Origin of the sequence: Stenotrophomonas sp. Br8, assembly GCF_014763005.1 — a bacterium.
Classification (GTDB): domain Bacteria; phylum Pseudomonadota; class Gammaproteobacteria; order Xanthomonadales; family Xanthomonadaceae; genus Stenotrophomonas; species Stenotrophomonas lactitubi.
Map to the genome: position 1 here is coordinate 93,659 of NZ_JACGTN010000016.1, position 19,251 is coordinate 112,909.

At 66.5% G+C, this 19,251-nt stretch carries 17 protein-coding genes; 6 read left to right on the forward strand and 11 right to left on the reverse strand.

Annotated elements, in window-relative coordinates:
* Positions 1-2: 2 nt before the first annotated feature.
* Positions 3-1,160 (reverse strand): putative peptide maturation dehydrogenase, encoded by a 1,158-nt coding sequence (locus H3005_RS14510; RefSeq protein WP_191078477.1) that lies wholly within the window; start codon positions 1,158-1,160, stop codon positions 3-5.
* A gap of 147 nt (positions 1,161-1,307) precedes the next feature.
* On the opposite strand from H3005_RS14510, the gene H3005_RS14515 reads away from it, so the two are divergent.
* Positions 1,308-1,604 carry an NHLP-related RiPP peptide gene (locus H3005_RS14515; protein WP_099819686.1) on the forward strand — a complete coding sequence of 99 codons (297 nt, stop codon included), beginning with the start codon at positions 1,308-1,310 and terminating at the stop codon, positions 1,602-1,604.
* 8 nt (positions 1,605-1,612) lie between these two features.
* Here H3005_RS14515 and H3005_RS14520 read toward each other — a convergent pair whose 3' ends face one another.
* From H3005_RS14520 to aceB, 4 genes are all read right to left on the reverse strand, one after another.
* The gene (locus H3005_RS14520) at positions 1,613-4,108 is read right to left on the reverse strand and encodes a putative peptide modification system cyclase (protein WP_191078478.1); all 2,496 of its coding nucleotides are present in this window, start codon (positions 4,106-4,108) and stop codon (positions 1,613-1,615) included.
* A 15-nt stretch (positions 4,109-4,123) separates the two neighbouring features.
* Entirely contained in the window at positions 4,124-5,164 is a 1,041-nt protein-coding gene (locus tag H3005_RS14525; RefSeq protein WP_191078479.1) for a GGDEF domain-containing protein, read from the reverse strand.
* A gap of 368 nt (positions 5,165-5,532) precedes the next feature.
* Complete coding sequence (gene aceA / locus H3005_RS14530) at positions 5,533-6,834, reverse strand: isocitrate lyase (protein ID WP_100554403.1); 1,302 nt, start codon at positions 6,832-6,834, stop codon at positions 5,533-5,535.
* Between the two features lie 69 nt (positions 6,835-6,903).
* Positions 6,904-8,541 (reverse strand): malate synthase A, encoded by a 1,638-nt coding sequence (gene aceB, locus H3005_RS14535; RefSeq protein ID WP_191078480.1) that lies wholly within the window; start codon positions 8,539-8,541, stop codon positions 6,904-6,906.
* A 109-nt stretch (positions 8,542-8,650) separates the two neighbouring features.
* Between aceB and H3005_RS14540 the strand changes: the two genes are divergently transcribed.
* Positions 8,651-9,619 (forward strand): LysR family transcriptional regulator, encoded by a 969-nt coding sequence (locus H3005_RS14540; RefSeq protein ID WP_089241546.1) that lies wholly within the window; start codon positions 8,651-8,653, stop codon positions 9,617-9,619.
* Between the two features lie 364 nt (positions 9,620-9,983).
* Complete coding sequence (locus H3005_RS14545) at positions 9,984-10,892, forward strand: LysR family transcriptional regulator (protein ID WP_100554401.1); 909 nt, start codon at positions 9,984-9,986, stop codon at positions 10,890-10,892.
* A gap of 82 nt (positions 10,893-10,974) precedes the next feature.
* On the opposite strand, the gene H3005_RS14550 is transcribed toward H3005_RS14545, so the two are convergent.
* Positions 10,975-12,231 (reverse strand): MFS transporter, encoded by a 1,257-nt coding sequence (locus H3005_RS14550; protein ID WP_100554400.1) that lies wholly within the window; start codon positions 12,229-12,231, stop codon positions 10,975-10,977.
* 122 nt (positions 12,232-12,353) lie between these two features.
* Positions 12,354-12,980 carry a signal peptidase I gene (gene lepB / locus H3005_RS14555; protein WP_099819572.1) on the reverse strand — a complete coding sequence of 209 codons (627 nt, stop codon included), beginning with the start codon at positions 12,978-12,980 and terminating at the stop codon, positions 12,354-12,356.
* A 254-nt stretch (positions 12,981-13,234) separates the two neighbouring features.
* On the opposite strand from lepB, the gene H3005_RS14560 reads away from it, so the two are divergent.
* Entirely contained in the window at positions 13,235-13,636 is a 402-nt protein-coding gene (locus H3005_RS14560; RefSeq protein ID WP_100554399.1) for a hypothetical protein, read from the forward strand.
* Positions 13,637-13,639: 3 nt separating this feature from the next.
* Positions 13,640-14,086, forward strand: coding sequence for a hypothetical protein (locus tag H3005_RS14565; protein ID WP_025875822.1), 447 nt, complete (start codon positions 13,640-13,642; stop codon positions 14,084-14,086).
* A gap of 375 nt (positions 14,087-14,461) precedes the next feature.
* Here the strand turns inward: H3005_RS14565 and dcp are convergent, their stop codons facing one another.
* From dcp to arfB, 3 genes are all read right to left on the reverse strand, one after another.
* Positions 14,462-16,618, reverse strand: a complete 2,157-nt coding sequence (dcp, locus tag H3005_RS14570) for a peptidyl-dipeptidase Dcp (RefSeq protein WP_100554398.1) — start codon at positions 16,616-16,618, stop codon at positions 14,462-14,464.
* A gap of 111 nt (positions 16,619-16,729) precedes the next feature.
* Positions 16,730-17,332: a lysophospholipid acyltransferase family protein gene (locus H3005_RS14575; protein WP_100554397.1), complete on the reverse strand. Its 603-nt coding sequence runs from the start codon at positions 17,330-17,332 to the stop codon at positions 16,730-16,732.
* A gap of 4 nt (positions 17,333-17,336) precedes the next feature.
* A complete protein-coding gene (gene arfB / locus H3005_RS14580) occupies positions 17,337-17,768 on the reverse strand; it encodes an alternative ribosome rescue aminoacyl-tRNA hydrolase ArfB (RefSeq protein WP_089241560.1) in 432 nt (143 codons plus the stop codon).
* A 134-nt stretch (positions 17,769-17,902) separates the two neighbouring features.
* On the opposite strand from arfB, the gene H3005_RS14585 reads away from it, so the two are divergent.
* On the forward strand, positions 17,903-18,421 hold the full coding sequence (locus H3005_RS14585) for a DUF2059 domain-containing protein (RefSeq protein WP_100554396.1): 519 nt from the start codon (positions 17,903-17,905) through the stop codon (positions 18,419-18,421).
* 84 nt (positions 18,422-18,505) lie between these two features.
* Here H3005_RS14585 and H3005_RS14590 read toward each other — a convergent pair whose 3' ends face one another.
* Positions 18,506-19,243, reverse strand: coding sequence for a pseudouridine synthase (locus H3005_RS14590; protein WP_100554395.1), 738 nt, complete (start codon positions 19,241-19,243; stop codon positions 18,506-18,508).
* Positions 19,244-19,251: the final 8 nt, after the last annotated feature.

A 19,251-nucleotide genomic window follows, 5' to 3' on the forward strand; every position in this document is an offset into this window, starting at 1 on the left:
GCTTACTCCCGCCAGACCTGCTGCAGCGGGTCGAATTCACTGGTGACCTGGGCGGCCGCGCGCCACCCCAGGCCACATATCATCACCGGGCTGGCGTCGATGCCATCCAGCCCCAGCGCCTTCTCCACGTTGATTTCGTTGATCGCCGCAGTCACGTACGCGGCCAGCCCAAGTTCGGTGGCTGACAGCATCCACTGTTGCGAAAGGTGCCCCGCATCAAGCAGCACGGCCCTGTAGGCCTTTGGATGGCTGCGGTATTTCCAGAAGCTGCGTGGGAAGCGTGCCACCTGGATGATGTGCAGCGGAGCGTCGGCGAACCAGTCCTGCCCGGAAACAAAACCCAGCACCATGCTGCGCAGGTCATCGGTGGCGACGGCGACCGATCGCAATGCGTGTTCCATCGGATGGTAGTGATAGACGCCTGGCGCAAGACCGTCGACAGCCAGGGCGACCACATAGGTTTCCAACGGATGCAGGCCGCCGCCGGAAGGAATGTTCTTCTTCAGGAATTCCATGCCGTCCCCCGGCCGCAGAGCAGCGTGTGCCTGCACGGTCCGCTTGAGCACCTGCGCCACCAGCGGAAGCGCCAGCGCACGCTGCGCATCGAAGTTGCGGCAGGTTGCACGCTTTCGCAGCAGCTGGTCACGCGCATCGTCAGGCGTATCGGGTAACACCAAGGGATCGGTATCGGGCGCGTCCACTGCGACGGGCGGCGCACCGAACCTGGCATGCAGATCCTGCGCCGTGACCAGCTTGTGTTCACGCATCTCACGCGCGCTGTTGATATCTCCCCAGCGACCCATCCGGTGCTGTAGCGCCGACAGAGGCCACCAGTTGGCGTCGCGCACGCGCTGGTCGCGGTCCCGATGCGCCGCCCCACCAGGCGCCTGACTGATCACCAGACCAACCTCCAGCAGCCTTGCCAGCACGGCGCCTTCGATGCCGACCTGTGCAGGCTCCACCCAGCGATCCGACGCGATGCGGCCCAGCACGTCGACTTCCTCGATGCTCACCTCCACGGGTGCCTCCAGGTGGGCAGCAAGGGCCTGCCAATGCATGCGCGTGGCCAGGCCCGCCTGGCCCTGCAGCAGCAGGGAGAGGTCCAGCGAGACTTCGCTGCGGGGTTCGAACATCACGATCGCGCAACGTCGGATCTGCATCATTGGTCTTCCACCAGTTGAACCCATAGTATGCGGGTTGCCCACACCCGCCGCGGTACTGCGGCCGTGTTCGTGTGCAATGCACACGTCGCCCTAAATGCCGAGCGCTGGTGGCCGATACCGTAGGTTCTACTCTGGATGATCGACATGGCTACCGACCCCCGCCTTTCCGCTGAAGACGCCGGCGTACTGCTGGACAACCTCATCAACGATGCCGCGTTCCGCGAACGATTCGCCGAATCACCGGCTCAGGCCCTCTCCAGCATCGGCCTGGACGCCGCCTTGGGTGAGAAGGACTGCATGAAGATCGACTCGCTCGCCTCGGTGGAAGAACTCACCCGCGTTCGTGACGGCCTGCAGAAGCACCTGGCCAGCTCGCTGACCGCAATGAATGTGGTGTTCTGCTTCGAAGCCGGCAAAGTCGACGAGCGCATCGGCGGCTGATTACTGCCTCAGGGCGCGCCGACCGCTTTGGACGGTGCGGCCCAGGTCGATACATCGTGCACGTTCAGCGGCTGCCAGACCTGCATCGCCGTGACCTCAGCAATGGCCTGACCACGGTGACGGGCCAGCCATTCCTGCTCGCGGCGCACGCCGGCCTCATCGCGCTGCGCACGTAACGCATGCAGCAGCACCACGTGTGCCTGCACCGGTTCACTGCCATCGAGCATCGGCTCGATCAGCGCGCGCGCGGCGTCCGGCCGTTGCCCCTGCAGTTCGCCCATCGCAGCAACCACGCGCATCCATTTAGCGACCATCGGGCTGCGCTGTGCGCGCAGCAGCGCCTCGTTGGCATGCAGCCAGCCTTCGGCGACATCGGTCTGTCCCTGCCGCTGGGCCAGATAGACAAGGGCCAGCCACTGCAGGCTGCGGGCCTGCTGCATGGGATCGTCGCGATCTTCCAGCAGCGGCTGCAGCTGCGCTGCGATGGCCTGCAGCTCGGCTTTGTCGCCCGCCGCGCACAACGTGGTTACGCTGGCGTGCTGCAATCGCTGCTGCACCTGCATGTCCGCAAGCTCAGGTGCCGGTGCGTCCTCGCGCAAGGCCGCCTGCATCGACGCGCAATCACCCTGGTCAGCGGCCAGCAGCAGCTGTGCACGCAGTCGCATACGCTGCGCCAGCGCATCACCGGTGCGCAGCTTCACCAGCAGCTGTCCGGCCTGCACATAACGGCGCTGCGCCACCAACACATCGACCCCGGTGTCATCGGGATCATCGCGGCCGCGCAGCCCCTGTGCCTGCACCAGCGTTTCGGCGGCGAGCTGCGGTTGGTTGTGCGCGATCTGGATGCGTGCCAGCTGCACCATCGGATACAGCCGCAGCGGATCCTGCGGTACGGACGCCGCATGGGCGTAGGATTCGGCTTCGCTGAAACGATTGTCCTGCAGCAGCAGCCAGGTCGTGTTGGACAACCCGGCGAAGGAGTCGGGATAGACCTTGGCCAGCGTCCGCCACTGCTCCAGGGCCCAGCCGCCCGGTTCCAGCTCCGCCTGCCAGGCCTTCAGGTACAGGCGCTCGCGCGGTGGCAGGCGTTCCTGCTGGGCGAGCGCGTGCTGCATCGCCTCGCGGGCCTGCCGCCCTTCTTCGGTGCGGGCCAGCAGCTTGGCCACGCCCATGTAGGCCAGCGCAAAACCGGGGTCGATGTCGATCGCCGCCTGGTAGAGATTGCGTGCTTCCTCGAAGCGGCGCTGGCCCAGGGCATTCTCGGCCAGGGCATAGGCGCGCAGGGCGCGCAGGTCGCGGGTGGAAGCCTTCGGCAGCGGCAGGGACTGTTCCAGGCTGGCCACCGATTCGCCAAGACCGCGGCGCAGACGACCGACGACATCGTCCACCGCGAACATCATCTGGTCAGGGCCGTCGGCGGCGACGGTGAAGCTGCGCACCACCTGCCCGCTGCCGGGCGCCACCACATCGATTCCCAGCTGATAGCCCCCTGCCTTGGGGCGTACGGTCGGCAGCAGGACCGCTCGCGCACCTTCGCGCATGGCCACATCGATGGCTGCACCGCGGTTCAAGCGCGTATCGCCGGACAAGCGCGCCATTTCCAGGCTTTCGCGGATCTTGCCCTCGGACAGCACATTCACGTAGCGCGACTGTTCCAGCGCGATCAGGATCGCGTGGCGTGTCGATTCATCGAACACCGGCTCGCCGGTGAAATTCTCAAGGTCGGCCAGCACCACCCAATCGCGTTCTGAGAATGCGATGGCCGGCTCCGGGCGCAACAGAAACCAACCACCCACCACGACAGACGCCAGGATCAGGCTTTCCGCCAGCAACACCACCGGCTGTCGCCACAACGGCAGATCACGCCGCGCCTTGGCGTTGCCGCGCGGCAGTCGCAGCGGAGCAAAGCCGATCTCGCCAACTTCAATCACTTCCTGGACGGTCGGCATGCCCTTGAACCGCCAACGCCCGTGCGACTTCCACAGCAGGCGTTCGCCACGCTCGCCCAAGGCATCGGTGGCACGTCGGGTCAGCGACTCGGCAACGGCGGACATCAGGATCTGGCCAGGACGCGCCAGGGTCATCAGGCGCGCGGCCATCGGCTTGGCCAGGCCTTCGACTTCCATCGACTTGGCGCCGACCTTGACCGCTTCGGGACTGTTTTCCCAGGTCAGCACATCACCCACATGCAGGCCCGCCCGTGCACGCAGTTCAACCCTGCGCTGTTCGCCAAGTGCCTGCAGGTCGCGTTGGTAATCCAGTGCAAACCCGAGTGCATCCACCGGGCGTTCGAACAGCAGGAACAGACCATCCGAACGGTCGATCAGCTGTCCGTTCCAGCGATGCTGCAGCACCAGCACCAGACGGTCGTGTTCCTGGAACAGGGTGGCTGCGGCGGCGTCGCCGATACGCTCCACCAGCTGCAGCGAATCGCACAGATCGGTGAACAGCAGCGCCCGCAGTTGGGCGTTATGCGGGGTCGACGTTCCGTTGTCGCCATTCATCGCCTGGATCTCCGCTCATTGTCCATCTGGACCATCGGTCCACCGCAGGCAGTTGCCGCCTGCGCGCTTGGCTTGGTACAGCGCACGATCGGCGCGAGCGTACCACTCGCTCCAGTCCGCGTCAGGGGCCAGCAGGCTGGCCCCGATGCTGGCCAGACTCACGTGCGGGGTGCCATGGCTGCGTTCGAGCAGGCCGTGCACCGCACTCAGGATGAACTCGGCGGCGTGCTGCACGATCTCGACGTTGGCCCGGCGCAGGATCAGGCAGAACTCGTCGCCGCCCAAGCGACAGGCCAGGTCATGTTCACCAGCCATCGAGCGCAGGATGTTGCCCATGCTCTGCAGCACCCGATCGCCGGCCTGGTGGCCGTGGCGGTCGTTGATCTGCTTGAAGCGGTCACAGTCGATCAGCAGCAGGGCCTGTGGGGGCCCTTCTTCCTGCGTGCGGCATTCCTGCAGGTACAGGGCCAGGCCGCGGCGGTTGTGCAGGCCGGTCAGTTCGTCGGTGCGCACCAGCTCACGCGTGTGCGTCAGCTGGTGTGTGGTGATGTACAGGTTGTCCAGCGCAGCTTCCAGGTCATGGTTGCGCCGCCGCAGCTGGCTGATCAGGGCCTGCTCGTTGGTCAGCACGCGCAGGATCGTGCGTCGCAGGAAGTAGGCCACCAGGCCCGGGTCGGACTCGACCAGGCGATGGAAATCCGCCGGCCCCAGTTCCAGCACGTGGCAGTCGGCCATCACCCGCGCGCTGGCGCTGCGCAGATGGTCGCCCATCAACAGGCCGAGCTCACCGAAAAATTCATGCCGGCCGAGCGTCTTGAGCACCAGGTCCTCGCCGAAATCCAGCTCGATCAGGCCTTCGAGGATGATGTACATGCACTCGCCGCGGTGGCCGCGATGGAACAGCCACTGGCCCGCCTGCAGCCTGCAGGGCTGGGCGAACCGGGCGAACAGGGCAACCTCTTCTTCGGAGAGCAGCGCGTGCACGATCTCGGCCATCGCCACCTTGGCGATACCGGTTGTCGTGTCGATGTTCTCGGCCGCACCCCTGCCGGTCATTCCCTGCACCCGCCGCCAGCGTCCCCTGGTGAGCCGCGGAGCATATCAGTGAATCAAACTGTGCGCCGCTTCTCATTTTTGTGAAGACGCGGCACTCCGCCTCATTCACAGAGAAACGCCTCATTCACGCGTGTTGGCGGCAAAAGGAAAGCAAGCCATATCAATATCTTGGCGTGGCCGCGACGCCGATTGTCGCAGCGGCCACAGATACAACGACGCCGGCAGATCCCCCGATCTGCCGGCGTCGTCTGGCCCTTCCCTGGCCACCCTGATCGGATCCGCAGCCCCGGTAGAGCCGGCCGCTGGCCGGCTGCCACGCAGCGCCCGGAGCATCGTGTGGTTGCCGGCCAGCGGCCGGCACTACCGGATCACGCGGCGCGTTCGCTGCGCTCGCCGTGGAACTGCTCTTCCTCGGTCGAGCCGGTCAGCGCGGTGGTCGAGGACTGCCCCTGCTGGATGGCCTGGGTCACCGCATCGAAGTAGCCGGTGCCGACCTCGCGCTGGTGCTTGACCGCGGTGAAGCCGCGCTCGGCCGCTTCGAACTCGGCTTCCTGCAGTTCCACGAAGGCGCTCATCTGCCGGCGCGCATAGCCATGGGCCAGGTTGAACATGCCGTAGTTCAGCGCATGGAAACCGGCCAGGGTGATGAACTGGAACTTGTAGCCGTAGCTGCCCAGCTCCTTCTGGAACTTGGCGATGGTGGCGTCGTCCAGGTTCTTCTTCCAGTTGAAGCTGGGCGAGCAGTTGTAGGCCAGCAGCTTGCCCGGGAACTTCGCATGGATCGCCTCGGCGAATTTCCGCGCGAATTCCAGATCCGGCTTGCCGGTCTCGCACCACACCAGATCGGCATAGGGCGCGTACGCCAGGCCACGGCTGATGGCCTGGTCCAGGCCGTTGCGGGTCTTGTAGAAGCCTTCCACGGTGCGCTCGCCGGTAGCGAACGGCGTGTCGTTGCCATCGATGTCGCTGGTCAGCAGATCAGCAGCCTCGGCGTCGGTACGCGCCACCAGCAGGGTCGGCACACCCAGCACGTCGGCGGCCAGTCGCGCGGCGTTGAGCTTCTCGATCGCCTCGCGGGTCGGCACCAGCACCTTGCCGCCCATGTGCCCGCACTTCTTCACCGAAGCCAGCTGGTCTTCGAAGTGCACGCCGGCCGCACCGGCTTCGATCATCGCCTTCATCAGTTCGAAGGCGTTGAGCACGCCGCCGAAACCGGCTTCGGCGTCGGCCACGATCGGCTGCAGGAAGTCGATGTCATCCTTGCCTTCGGCATGGTGCAGCTGGTCGGCACGCAACAGCGTGTTGTTGATGCGCTTGACCACCGCCGGCACCGAATCGGCCGGATACAGCGATTGGTCCGGGTACATCTGACCGGCCAGGTTGGCATCGGCCGCCACCTGCCAACCGGACAGATAGATCGCCTTCAGCCCGGCCTTCACCTGCTGCATGGCCTGGTTGCCGGTCAGCGCGCCGAGCGCGTTGACGAAGTCGCGCTCATGCAGCGATTTCCACAGCTTTTCCGCACCCAGCCGGGCCAGCGAATGCTCGATATGGACGGTGCCACGCAGGCGCACCACGTCGGCGGCGCTGTAGTTGCGCTGGATGCCTTCCCAGCGCGGATTGGTGTCCCAGTCGTGCTGGATCTGTTCGGCAGTGGGCAGCGTGCTCATGTCTATCTCCAGTTCGGTTCGTGCGGATGCAGCGGGGAAGGAAGCGTCGAGAAAAGTGGCGTGCAGCGATCAGTCGATGCGCGCGTACGCCGGCAGGGTCAGGAAATCGGTCAGCTCGTTGCTGCGGCTCAGCTCGGCCAGCAGGGTGATGGCTTCTTCGATGCGGCCGCCACCGGGCAGCGCCGAGGTATCGCCGAGGCGCGCCGGCAGCTGCGCCAGGGTGGTATCGAGCAGCGCCAGATCAATCGCGGTGCCGTCGTCCAGCTGCTGGCCCGGCGTGTGCAGCCACTGCCACAACTGGCTGCGGCTGATTTCGGCGGTCGCTGCGTCCTCCATCAGGTGGTGGATCGGCACGCAGCCGTTGCCATCCAGCCATGCGGCCAGGTAGCGCACGCAGACTTCGACATTGCCTTCGAAGCCGGCGCGGGTGATCGTGCCCGGCGGACGCGCGATCAGTTCGTCGCGGCCCACGCGCACGTCCTGGCGCAACACGTGGTGCTGGTTGGGCGTGGGCATGTGCTCGTCGAAGATCGCCATCGCCACCGGAATCAGCGCCGGGTGCGCGACCCACGTGCCATCGTGGCCGGCGCTCACTTCGCGCAGCTTGTCGGCACGCACCCGCGCCATCGCCTGCTCGTTGGCGGCCGCATCGTTGTTGATCGGAATCTGCGCGGCCATGCCACCCATCGCATGTGCGCCGCGGCGATGGCAGGTCTGGATCAGCAGTTCCGAATAGGCCTTCAGGAACGGCTGGGTCATGGTCACCTGGCCACGCTCGGGCAGCACGCGGTCAGCGTGGCGGCGGAAGGTCTTCAGGTACGAGAAGATGTAATCCCAGCGCCCACAGTTGAGGCCGACGATGCGATCGCGCAGGGCATGCAGGATCTCGTCCATCTCGAACACTGCCGGCAGCGTTTCGATCAGCACGGTCACCTTGATCTGCCCGTGCGGCAGGCCGAGCATGCCTTCGATGTGCGACAGCGCGGTCTCCCACAGCGCCGCCTCTTCCATGCTCTGCAGCTTGGGCAGATAGAAGTACGGGCCGCGATCCCTGGACTGCAGCGCGCGCGCATTGTGGAAGGCGAACACCGCCGCATCGAACAGGCCGCCGGCGAGGAACTGGCCATCGACGCGCACATGCTTTTCGTCCAGGTGCCAGCCGCGCGGACGCACGATCAGCACCGCCTGCTCGTCGTAGGGGCGCAGCGCGTAGTGCTTGCCCGCCTTGCCGTTGGACGCCGGTGCGGTGTACTGCAGGTCGCCGCGCACCGCGGCAGCCAGCGATTGCTGACCGGCCAGCAGGTTGCGCCAGGTCGGCGAGGTCGAATCCTCGAAGTCGGCCATGAACACCTTGGCGCCGGAGTTCAGCGCGTTGATGACCATCTTCGGGTCGGTCGGCCCGGTAATCTCGACGCGGCGGTCCTGCAGCGCGGCCGGCAGCGGCGCCACGACCCAGCCACCGCTGCGGATCGCGGTGGTGTCCTGGCGGAAGTCCGGCAGGCCACCCTGGTCGAAGAACGCCTGACGCTCGCGGCGGGCCTGCAGCCGCGCCTGCCGGCCGGGTTCCACTGCCCGGTGCAGGGACACCAGCAGGGCCAGCAACGGCGCCGGCAGCACGGTGGCCTGGCCCGCCACCTGGGTCGCCAGGGCGATGCCCGGCGTGGCCTTGGCGGCGGTGGAGGGAACAGCGGAAGCGACGGCGGACATGGGAGGACTCCAGCGTGGGGGAACGACTCCACCGTGCCGCCGCAGCCCTGTATTTGGCAAAACAGTTTTTGCAATGCTTTACATAAATTGTGCTAATACTTGTGACGCCATGACCACGCGTCCCTCGCCAAGCCCCCGTTTTTCCTACAAATCCGATCGGCTGAAGCCGCTGCGCGCGTTCTGTCAGACCGTGCGTCTGGGCTCGGTCTCACGGGCGGCTGAGGCGCTTTTCGTCAGCCAACCGGCCATCAGCCTGCAGTTGCAGGCGCTGGAGCGCGAACTGGGGGTGCCGCTGTTCGAGCGCAGCGGCCGGCGCCTGGTGCCCAGCCGCGAGGGCCAGCTGCTGTATGAAATGGCACAGCCGCTGGTGGAGAGCCTGGACGGCCTGGAAGCGCGCTTCCGCGACAAGGTGCGCGGACTGGACGCGGGCGAACTGAACATCGCCGCCAACAGCTCGACCATCCTGTACCTGCTGCCGAAGATCGTCGAACGCTTCCGCCAGCATTACCCCGACGTACGCCTGACCCTGCACAACGCCATCAGCGCCGACGGCACCGACCTGCTGCGCGAGGATGCCGCCGATCTGGCGATCGGCTCGATGACCGATGTGCCGGCCGACCTCAGCTACGCCCCGGCCTACCGTTTCGAACAGGTGCTGATCGCCCCGCATGACCATCCGCTGGCCAGCGGTGGCGAGCTGGAACTGGCCGACATCGCCCGTTACCCGCTGGTGCTGCCGCCGAAGCGGCAGATCACTTACCGGCTGGTCGACCAGGTGTTCCAGCGCCACCGCATCGCCTACACGGTTGCGCTGGAAGTGGGCGGCTGGGAAGTGATCAAGCAGTACGTGGCGATGGGCATGGGCATTTCCATCGTGCCGGCGCTGTGCCTGAACGATGCCGACCACGAGCGGTTGGCCGCACGCTCGATGAAGCGTTGGTTCCCCGAACGCAGTTACGGGGTGATCGTGCGCCGCGGCAAGGCGCTGTCGGCGCAGGCGCGGGCGTTTGTCGAGCTGATCCAGCCGGAGTTGTTCAGTCCGCGCGATTACGACCAGAGCGGGCATTCGGAACGGTGAGGGGTGTTCGGCAGGGCTGCGCCCTGCACCTGCCGAAGCAACGGCAACGGCAACAGCCTGCATTCCGTGGATGGCGGGTCGGTGTGGGTGGGCAGGACACGCCGTAAACCCGTCCATGGGGGCTCGATGGCGCCATCCATGGCGCCAACGGTCCTGCCCACCCACACCGCCCCGCCTCTGACAGATTTGCGCGATCTGTCGGGGGTCGGATCCCGTTGCTGCGCAACGGGCGCTGACCCCTGCATCGTTCTGTGCTGCTGTTGGTAGGTGTCGACCTTGGTCGACACGGTAGATCCACGCCATGCGTGGATGACGTACGAATGATCTGGGCCCATTTGTGGCTGGCGATGCATAGACTGGGCGCATGTCCATCGAACTCCGCCATCTGCGTTACTTCCTCGCCGTTGCCGATACGCTGCACTTTGGCCAGGCGGCCGAGCGGTTGGGGATGTCGCAGCCGCCGCTCAGCCAGCAGATCCGGCAGCTGGAGGAGCTGATCGGTGCGCGGTTGTTCGTGCGCAGCCATCGACGTGTGCAGCTGACGGCTGCGGGGGAACTCCTGCAGGAACGTGCGCGCGGCATCGTGCAGCAGGTGGAATCGGCGGTGGATGAAGTGCAGCGCGCGCAGCGTGGCGAGCAGGGTGAGCTGCGTATCGGCCTGACCCGGGCTACGCCGTTGTCGCCACAGATTCCACGTTCGATCCTGCAGTACCGTCAGCAGTACCCGCAGGTGCGGTTGCAGCTGAGCGAGATGAATACCCTGCAACAGATCGATGCGCTGCTAGATGGTTCACTGGACGTGGGCATCATCCGCAAGCGCACGCTGCCGGCCGAGCTGGTGGCGCACAGCCTGTTCGTCGATCCACTGGCGTTGATCGTGCATGCCGGCCACCCTGCCCTGCGCCGACTGTCGAAAGGCGGCACGCTGGCGTTGCGTGACTTGGCGCAGGAACCATTCGTGGCATTCCGCCGCAGCGCCGGGGCGGGCATCCATGACCACATGATCGCGCTGTGTGCGGCGGCGGGCTTCACTCCACGCATCGTGCAGGAGGCCGGTGAGGCGTCGACGCTGATCAGCCTGGCTGCAGCGGGACTGGGTGCGGCGATCCTGCCTTCGTCGTGCGACCACATCCGGGTGGAAGGTGCGCGCTTCGTGCCGCTGGCCGATGCCGGCGCGCATTCGGAAGTGCAGCTGGCGTGGCGCCGCGAGGGTGTGACGCCGTTGATCCGCAATTTCGCCGGGCTGCTGCGCGAGGCGTTTGCCGAAGAATGAGGTGCATCGCACCCGGTAGTGGCCAACCGTGGTTGGCCCAGGGGCACAACGCCGACCAAGGTCGGCATCTACCGGAGCAGGATCAGGCCGTCACCGGCTGCGGCGCGCGCTGCTGCAGCGCCCAGACGATGCCACCGCCGATCAGGGTCAGCAGCGCGGCGAACGCGCACACGCCCAGCCAGTCCCACGCGGCATAGGCCAGGCCGCCCACGCCGCCCAGCACGCTGGAACCCAGGTAATAAGCGAACAGGTACAGCGCCGACGCTTCCGCTCGCATCGAACCGGCGCGGCTGCCGACCCAGCTGCTGGCCACCGAATGGCCACCGAAGAAACCGAACGTCACCAGCGCGATGCCCACGGCCATCGCCGACAGCCACGGCATCGCCAGCAGCACGATGCCGGCGGCGATCAGGCCGAAGGAGATCGACAGGATGCGGCCGCGCCCATAGCGCGTCGCCTGCTGGCCCATCCACGCCGAACTGAAGGTACCGACGAGGTACACGCTGAAGATCAACCCGACCACGGTCTGGCTGAGGTGGTACGGCGGCGCCAGCAGGTGGTAACCGAGGTAGTTGTAGAGGGTGACGAACACGCCCATAAGCACGAACGAGGTGGCGAACAACCACGGCAGGCCAGGATCGGCGAACAGCGTGCGCCAGCGCGCGGGCAACTGGCGCAGGCCACTGCGGCTCGCCTGGAAGTGGCGCGACGGCGGCAGCTGCAGCCACAGCAGCACGGTGCTGGCCACGGCGATGATCGAGACCACGCCGATGCCCCAGCGCCAGCCCCAATGGTCGGCGATGATGCCCGCCAGCAGGCGCCCGCTCATGCCACCGATGGCATTGCCGCCGATGTACAGGCCCATCGCCAGGCCCAGCGCGCGGCTGTCCATCTCTTCGACCAGATAGGTCATCGCCACTGCCGGTACGCCGCTCAGCGCCAGCCCCAGCAGGGTGCGCAGCACCAGCAGGGTGGCCCAGTCATCGACCAGGGCCGTGCAAAGCGACAACGTGGCCGAGGCCAGCAATGCAACGATCATCAGCGGGCGCCGGCCAACCGCATCGGACAGCAGGCCGGCCAGCAGCATGGCCACGGCCAGGGTGCCGGTGGTCAGCGACAGCGACATCGCGCTGCCCGCAGCGGACACGCCGAAGTGGCGGCTGAACTCGGGCAGCAGCGGCTGCACCGTGTACAGCAGGCCGAAGGTCGAAAAGCCGGCCAGGAACAGTGCCAGCGCGGTGCGGCGGAAGGCCGGCGTTCCCTGCTGGATGCGGGTGTCGGCGGCAGCGTGGTCAGTACGGAAACGGTCGGCAAGGGCCGCCGGGGATTCGCCAGTCATGGGGGGCGGTGGGCCGTGGGGGCGGCCGGAATGGAGGGGACGGGCCTCAGACTAGGCCCGTCCATCCAGTCGATCCATAACCTGCTAGGTCAGGATTGATACTTCTGGCATATCGATTCAGCTTACAGCCGCTGCCATTCGAAGCCGTCACCACGGCGGTAATAGACCGCCACCGCACGGCCGTAGATCTTGTCCGCATCGACGAAGCCGAAGAAGCGGCCATCGAAGCTGTTGCCGCGATGGTCGCCCAGCACCAGCACCTTGCCGGCGGGCACCTGCAGATCCGCGATGTCCGGGCCACCGCCCCTGTCCAGGTCGAGGCTGGCGCGGCGCTCACCAAAGGCTTCGGTATCGGCCAGGTCGGCGATCTGCAGCGGCTGGCCGTTGATGCTCAGGTGACCATCGTGCAGTTGCACGTGGTCGCCGGCCACGGCGGCGACGCGCTTGATCAGGCGGGTGCCGTCGGCCGGTGAATCGAACACCGCCACTTCACCGCGCTGCGGCGTGCCGGTACCCAGCAGCTCCTTGCTGGTGAACGGCAGGCGCAGGCCATAAGCGCGCATGTCCACCACCACCCGGTCGCCCGGTTGCAGCGTCGGCTGCATCGAGCCGCTGGGCACGACGTAGTGGTTGGCGAGGGTGTCGCGGGCGGCCGCGAGCAGGCCCAACATCACCAGCAGGGGCAGCGCTTCTTTCTTCAGCCAGGCAAGCGTGCGCTGCGAAAACGGGGGGCGGGCAACAGCATCCATGACAGGCTCCGGGTGGGTGGTATCGGCATCAGACCACATCAGGCCCGAAGAGGTTCCCGCGCCCGCATCCTGTAGAGCCGAGCCCATGCTCGGCTGCTGTTCCGTAGCGTCGAGCAAGCCGAGCATGGGCTCGGCGCTACAGGAGGGGTTACGCAGGTTTTACGCCTGGGCCGGGCACCGGGCATCGCACCTTTACGGCCACCACGCGCATCGTGTGCCTACCGCGCCGTACGGCGCTTTGCGCAAGGTGTTGTATGACCCTCCTGGTGATCCGGCATGCGTCGCCGTCGGTGCCGCGTCCGCTGCTGCCGGCCGAGTTGTCCGGCCATCCGGTGCTGTGCACCGACTGCGCCAGCCTGGCCGATGTGCGCCAGTGCCTGTGCCAGCCGCAGGCGCGCAGCGCGGACTGGGTGCTGCTTGATGTCGGCGCGGCCGACGAGGCGCAATGGTGTGCCGAGGGCGGTGCGCTGCAGGCGGCACTGGACGGTCTGCCTGCGGAGTACATCGAACTGCAGTCACCCCATCAGCCTGGTCTGGAAGCGCGCCTGCGCCTGCAGCATGGTCCGGCCGCCGTGGTGGTCGACCAGCGCAGCCAGCAGGCGGGTTATCCGCTGTCATTGGCCATCGTCGGCCGCCGCCTGGCACGGGAGGGCTGAGTCATGTCGATCTTCATCATCCGTGGCCCGGAAGCGGCTGGCGCGCTGATCCGTACCGCCGCGCCGCTGCCGGCGCCGGTGCTGAAATCACTGGTGCATCGTGCGATCGATGCGGGCACCAGCGTGGCGATCCGCGCCTGCGGTTCGGAACAGGAACTGCTGGACGCGCTGCGCGTGGCCGACCACAGCCGTGGCGAGGTGACGCTGCTCGATCCGGGCGCATGTGCCGACAGCCTGCGCCTGCAGCGGCTGCTGCCGTACCTGCACAACGCGTACGTGGAAGTGCATGACGACGGTGCGGTGGCCGAGCCGTGCCTGCCGGCGGGCGTGGGTCAGCGATTGGGGATCGCGGCCGGGTATGGGGCGCAGAGCTATGTGCTGGCGCTGGACATCGCGCTGGATCACCTGGGGTTGGCCGAGCAGGCGAACCGGGTGCACGTAGGGACCTGATGGCCGGGCTGCGCCCGGCACCCGGTAGTGCCGGCCGCTGGCCGGCAACCTCAACAGCAACAGCAGAGGCTGGATTTCCGTGGGATGGCGGGGTGGATCCGGTTGCGGGGGACGCTGCAAGTACGTCCCTGTAAGCTCGGTCGCGCCATCCATGGCGCTCACGCCCCCGCAACCGGACCCACCCCGCCTTCGACAGATTTCCGCGAACTGTCGGAATGGCATGGCCTGCTCTTGGTAGGTGTCGACCTTGGTCGACACATGGATCCACGCCATGCGTGGATGAGCGACAAACTGCGGAATCCGTCGATGGCATCGACGCAAAGAAAAACGGCGGGGTTGCCCCCGCCGTTTTTTCTTTCGTACTTCAGGCCGCGCTTACTTCAGCCCGCGGAACTTCAGCAGCGGTTCCACCGACGGGTCCTTGCCGCGGAAATCGCGGTACAGGGTCGACAGCTCCACGCTGTTGCCGCGCGAAAGGATCTTGTCGCGGAATTCCTGGCCGTTGGCGGCGGTCAGGCCACCGTGTTCGGTGAACCACTGGTAGGCGTCATGGTCCAGCACTTCCGCCCAGAAGTAGGCGTAGTAGCCGGCCGAATAGCCGCCACCCCAGATGTGGTCGAAGTAGGTGGTGCGGTAACGCGGCGGCACCTGCGGCAGGTCGACCTTGAACTTTTTCAGCGCGCTGGCTTCGAAGGCGCCGACATCCTGCAGCGGGGCATCGGCCTTCTGCGTGTGCCAGGCCAGGTCGAGCAGCGCGGCCGACAGGTACTCGGTGGTCGCATAGCCCTGGTTGAAGCTGCGCGCCTTGAGGATCTTGTCGACCAGTTCCTGCGGCATCGCTTCGCCGGTCTTGTAGTGCTTGGCGTAGTTGGCGAACACCTTCGGGTCCAGCGCCCAGTGTTCGTTGAACTGCGACGGGAACTCGACGAAGTCGCGCGAGGTGGCGGTGCCGGCGATCGACGGGTACTTCACGTTCGAGAACATGCCGTGCAGTGCATGGCCGAACTCATGGAACAGGGTGGTGACGTCGTCGAAGCTGATCAGCGCAGGCTGGCCAGCGGCCGGCTTGGTGAAGTTGCAGACGTTGTAGACCACCGGCTTGGCACCGGTCAGGCCGTCCTGTTCGACGAACACGTCCATCCAGGCGCCACCGGACTTGCTGTCACGCTTGAAGTAGTCGGTGTAGAACAGGGCCAGCGAGGTGCCGTCCTTGTCGAACACTTCGTACACCTTCATGTCCGGGTTGTAGGTCGGAATGTCGGTACGCGGCTTGAAGGTGATGCCGTACAGCTGGGTGGCGGCGTAGAAGACGCCGTTCTGCAGCACGTTGTCCAGCTCGAAGTACGGCTTGATCTGCGACTCGTCCAGATCGTACTTGGCCTTGCGCACCTGCTCGGCGTAGAAGTCCCAATCCGAGGCAGCCACCTGGAAACCACCCTTCTGGGCGTCGATCACCTTCTGGATCTCGCCGGCCTCGGCACGCGCCTTGGCGGTGGCGGCCGGCACGGTGTCGGTCAGCAGCTTCAGCGCGGCCGCCGGGGTCTTGGCCATCTGGTCGCCCAGCTGGTAGTCGGCGAAGGTGTCGAAGCCGAGCAGCTTGGCCTTCTGCGCACGCAGCTGGGCCAGGCGCTGCACGGTCTGCCGGGTGTCATTGGCATCGCCGCGCTCGGCACGGGTTTCCGAAGCCTTCAGCACGGCCGCACGCTGGTCGCGGTCGGTCAGCGAACCGAGCACCGGCTGCTGGGTGGTGTTCTGCAGCGGCAGCAGGAACTTGCCGTCCAGCTTGCGGTCCTTGGCGGCGGCGGCGGCATTGTTGACCGCATCGTCGTCCAGGCCGGCCAGCTTGGCCTTGTCGTCCACCACCACCGCGGCAGCGGCGGTTGCAGCCACCAGACGGGTGTGGAACTGCGTGGACAGCGTGGTTTCTTCCACGTTGAGCTTGCGCAGGCTTGCCTTGTCAGCATCGGACAGCTGTGCGCCCGAGCGCACCAGACCGTCGTAGTAATGCTCGACCAGGCGCTTCTGCACCGGATCCAGGCCCAGCGTCTCGCGCTGGTCGTACAGCGACTTCACGCGCGCGAACAGCTTCGGATCGAGGTTGATCTCGTCCTGGTGCGCGGCCAGCTTCGGTGCCACTTCTTCCTGGATCTTCTGGCGGGCATCGTTGGTATCGGCCTGGACCAGGCCGAAGAAGATGCGCGACACGCGGGTCAGGGTCTCGCCGCTGCGCTCCATCGCCACGATGGTGTTGTCGAAGGTGGCCGGCTCGGCGCTGTCGGCGATCTTGCGCACGTCGGCCAGATGCAGGCGCATGCCTTCTTCGAAGGCCGGCAGGTAATCGCTGTCCTTGATCTTGTCGAACGGCGGTGCCTGGAACGGCAGGCTGCTGGCGGTCAGCAGCGGGTTGGTGGAGGCTTCGGCCGGCTGCTGGGCCGGTGCATTCTGGGCTTCGGACACGGGGGTGGACTCCTTGCCGGAACAGGCCGCCAGCGCCAGGCTGATGGCGGCGGCCAGGACTACGGTACGCGACATGTAAAACGCTCCTTGGGCAGACGGTACGGGATGGCAGCCGTCCACCCTACTCCTGTCACGGGCGCCCGGCATGTGCCGGACGTGGCGTCTACGCTGCCGGCAGCGATCGGCTCAGACCGTGCCGCGGGTCTTGCCGATCCAGGGCCGGTAGAACTCGCGGATGGTCGCCATGTCGGCGACATCATCGCCGGTCGGCATGAACAGCGGACCGATGCCGATGATCTTCTCCGGGTAATGGAAATAGGCCGCCAGGATCGGCACGTCCGCCATCCGCGCGATCTTCAGGAAGCCGGCCTTCCATTCCTTGACGGCCTTGCGGGTGCCTTCCGGAGTGATCGCGAACCACATCTTCTCGTTGTTGCGCAGCAGGTCCACGGCCTGGCCCACGGTGCCCTGCGGCGAGCTGCGGTCCAGCGGGATCACGCCGAGCCTGTGCAGCAGCGGGCCCAGTGGCCACCAGAACAGCGAGGCCTTGCCCAGCACCTTCACTTTCATGCCCAGTGCGATCTTCGCGGCCATGCCCCACAGCCCGTCCCAGTTGGACGAATGCGGGGCGATGATGAAGACCACTTTCGGCACATCCGGCAGGGTGCCGGTCACTTTCCAGCCGCCCATGCGCAGCGTGCAGCGCGCCAGCCAGCGCAGGAAACGGTTGGGCTTGACCTGCGGCATGTTCGGCGGAATGGCCGGCAGCAACGGCGTCGGGTTGTTCAAGCAATCACTCCCAGTCACGTGATGAGCGCCCGCGCTTGATCTGCGCGCGCCCGCGTTTGGCGTCCAGACGACGCAGTTTCGACCCGAAGGTCGGCTTGGTGGCCTTGCGTGGTTTGGGCACGCTCAGCCCGGCCTGGATGAAGGCCGCCAGCCGCTCGCGCGCATCCTCGCGATTGCGATCCTGGGTCCGGAAACGTTGCGCGTCGATGACAAGCACGCCTTCGCCGGTCATGCGCCGGTCGCGCCGCGCCAGCAGGCGCTCGCGCAACGGTTCGGGCAACGAGGGCGAACCGGCCACGTCGAAACGCAGTTCCACCGCGGTGGACACCTTGTTGACGTTCTGGCCGCCGGCGCCACTGGCACGCACGAAACGCTCGACGATCTCGCCGTCGGGGATTTCAAGCTGCGCGCTGATGGTGACCGGTCCGTTGCCCATCCGCGCATTGTAGCGGCAGCCGCGTTGCCGTGGCTGCCATCGCGCACCGTATGCCGCCGATCAGGCACCGAACACGCCGCCTTCGCCTTTGCCGGGGGTATGCTTGCCGTCCCGTGTACTGCAGGACGCTCCGCATGATCCGCTTCGTTCCCTCCGTGTTGCGCCGCGCAACCCTGCTGCTGGTGCTGGCCGCAGCAAGCGCGCCGGTGCTGGCCGCAGCGCCCACCGATGGCGACATCAACCGCCTGCTGTCGGCCTCGCGTGCGCAGAGCATGATCGACACCATGCTGCCGCAGATCGAATCGATGCAGCAGCAGCAGTTCCAGCAGGTGGCCGCACAGCGCCAGCTCAACGCCCAGCAGCAGGAACAGCTGCAGCGCATCCAGGCCCGTACCAGCCAGACCCTGCGCCAGGCACTGTCGTGGCAGCAGCTGCGGCCGATGTACGTGGACCTGTACAAGAAGACCTTCAGCAAGGAAGACGTGCTGGCCATGGCCGAGTTCTACGAGAGCCCGGCTGGCCAGAGCCTGCTCGACAAGACTCCGGCGCTGATGCAGAACGTGATGGTGGCGATCCAGACACGCATGCAGCCGCTGTTCGCCGATCTGCAGAAGGATCTGGAAGCGATCGTCAACGAGCCTGAAAAAAAATGAGGCGGTAGCGCCGGGCCATGCCCGGCGAGCGCGAAGCGCGGCCGTTTCATCGCAGAAGCCGCCGGGCATGGCCCGGCGCTACCGCTACGGCACCTGCCAGCCGAACAGGTCCAGCGCCTTCTGGAACTCACCGTCGACCGGGGCGCGCACGTCCACCATGCCGCCATCCGGATGCGGGAAGCGCAGCCGCTCCGCATGCAGCAGCATGCGGTGCACGCCCTGCATGCGGAAGTTGCGGTTGTGCCGGCCATCACCATGGCTGGTATCGCCGATCAGGTGATGTGACAGGTGCTTCAGATGCCGGCGGATCTGCCGGAAGCGACCCGTCAGCGGCTGGCAGCGCAGCAGCGCATAGCGCGAACTGGCGAACTCCCCCACTGGCACCGACAGTTCGCCGGCCGCCAGGCGCTGGAAGTCGGTCACCGCTGGCTTCTTTACCGGCTTGCCCGGGCCACCATCCAAGTCATGATCGACCTGCCAGGCGTCCTCGGCAGGCCAGCCGCGGCAGATCGCCAGATAGTCCTTGCTCACTTCGCCGCCCATCAGCGCCTTGCCCAGCATGCTGGCAGCGTCGCGGTCGAAGGCCAGCAGCAGGCAGCCACTGGTGGCGCGATCCAGGCGATGGACCAGGAAGATCGGCCGACCCAGCTGCTCGCGCAGGCGATCGGCGAGGAAATCATCTTCGCCACGGGCCAGCTTGCTGTCGTGGACCATCAGCCCGGCCGGCTTGTTGACCACGGCCAGGCGTTCATCCAGGTGCAGCAGCTGCAGGGGCGCGGTTTCAATCTCGACCGCAGCGAGGGTGTCGGGTTCGGTGCTCACCGCGCGAT

Bases quoted from the DNA above. Each gene is read 5' to 3' on its own strand.
- H3005_RS14510 (WP_191078477.1), bottom strand. From the start codon at position 1,160: ATGCAGATCCGACGTTGCGCGATCGTGATGTTCGAACCCCGCAGCGAA.
- H3005_RS14515 (WP_099819686.1), top strand. From the start codon at position 1,308: ATGGCTACCGACCCCCGCCTTTCCGCTGAAGACGCCGGCGTACTGCTG.
- H3005_RS14520 (WP_191078478.1), bottom strand. From the start codon at position 4,108: ATGAATGGCGACAACGGAACGTCGACCCCGCATAACGCCCAACTGCGG.
- H3005_RS14525 (WP_191078479.1), bottom strand. From the start codon at position 5,164: ATGACCGGCAGGGGTGCGGCCGAGAACATCGACACGACAACCGGTATC.
- aceA (WP_100554403.1), bottom strand. From the start codon at position 6,834: ATGAGCACGCTGCCCACTGCCGAACAGATCCAGCACGACTGGGACACC.
- aceB (WP_191078480.1), bottom strand. From the start codon at position 8,541: ATGTCCGCCGTCGCTTCCGCTGTTCCCTCCACCGCCGCCAAGGCCACG.
- H3005_RS14540 (WP_089241546.1), top strand. From the start codon at position 8,651: ATGACCACGCGTCCCTCGCCAAGCCCCCGTTTTTCCTACAAATCCGAT.
- H3005_RS14545 (WP_100554401.1), top strand. From the start codon at position 9,984: ATGTCCATCGAACTCCGCCATCTGCGTTACTTCCTCGCCGTTGCCGAT.
- H3005_RS14550 (WP_100554400.1), bottom strand. From the start codon at position 12,231: ATGACTGGCGAATCCCCGGCGGCCCTTGCCGACCGTTTCCGTACTGAC.
- lepB (WP_099819572.1), bottom strand. From the start codon at position 12,980: ATGGATGCTGTTGCCCGCCCCCCGTTTTCGCAGCGCACGCTTGCCTGG.
- H3005_RS14560 (WP_100554399.1), top strand. From the start codon at position 13,235: ATGACCCTCCTGGTGATCCGGCATGCGTCGCCGTCGGTGCCGCGTCCG.
- H3005_RS14565 (WP_025875822.1), top strand. From the start codon at position 13,640: ATGTCGATCTTCATCATCCGTGGCCCGGAAGCGGCTGGCGCGCTGATC.
- dcp (WP_100554398.1), bottom strand. From the start codon at position 16,618: ATGTCGCGTACCGTAGTCCTGGCCGCCGCCATCAGCCTGGCGCTGGCG.
- arfB (WP_089241560.1), bottom strand. From the start codon at position 17,768: ATGGGCAACGGACCGGTCACCATCAGCGCGCAGCTTGAAATCCCCGAC.
- H3005_RS14585 (WP_100554396.1), top strand. From the start codon at position 17,903: ATGATCCGCTTCGTTCCCTCCGTGTTGCGCCGCGCAACCCTGCTGCTG.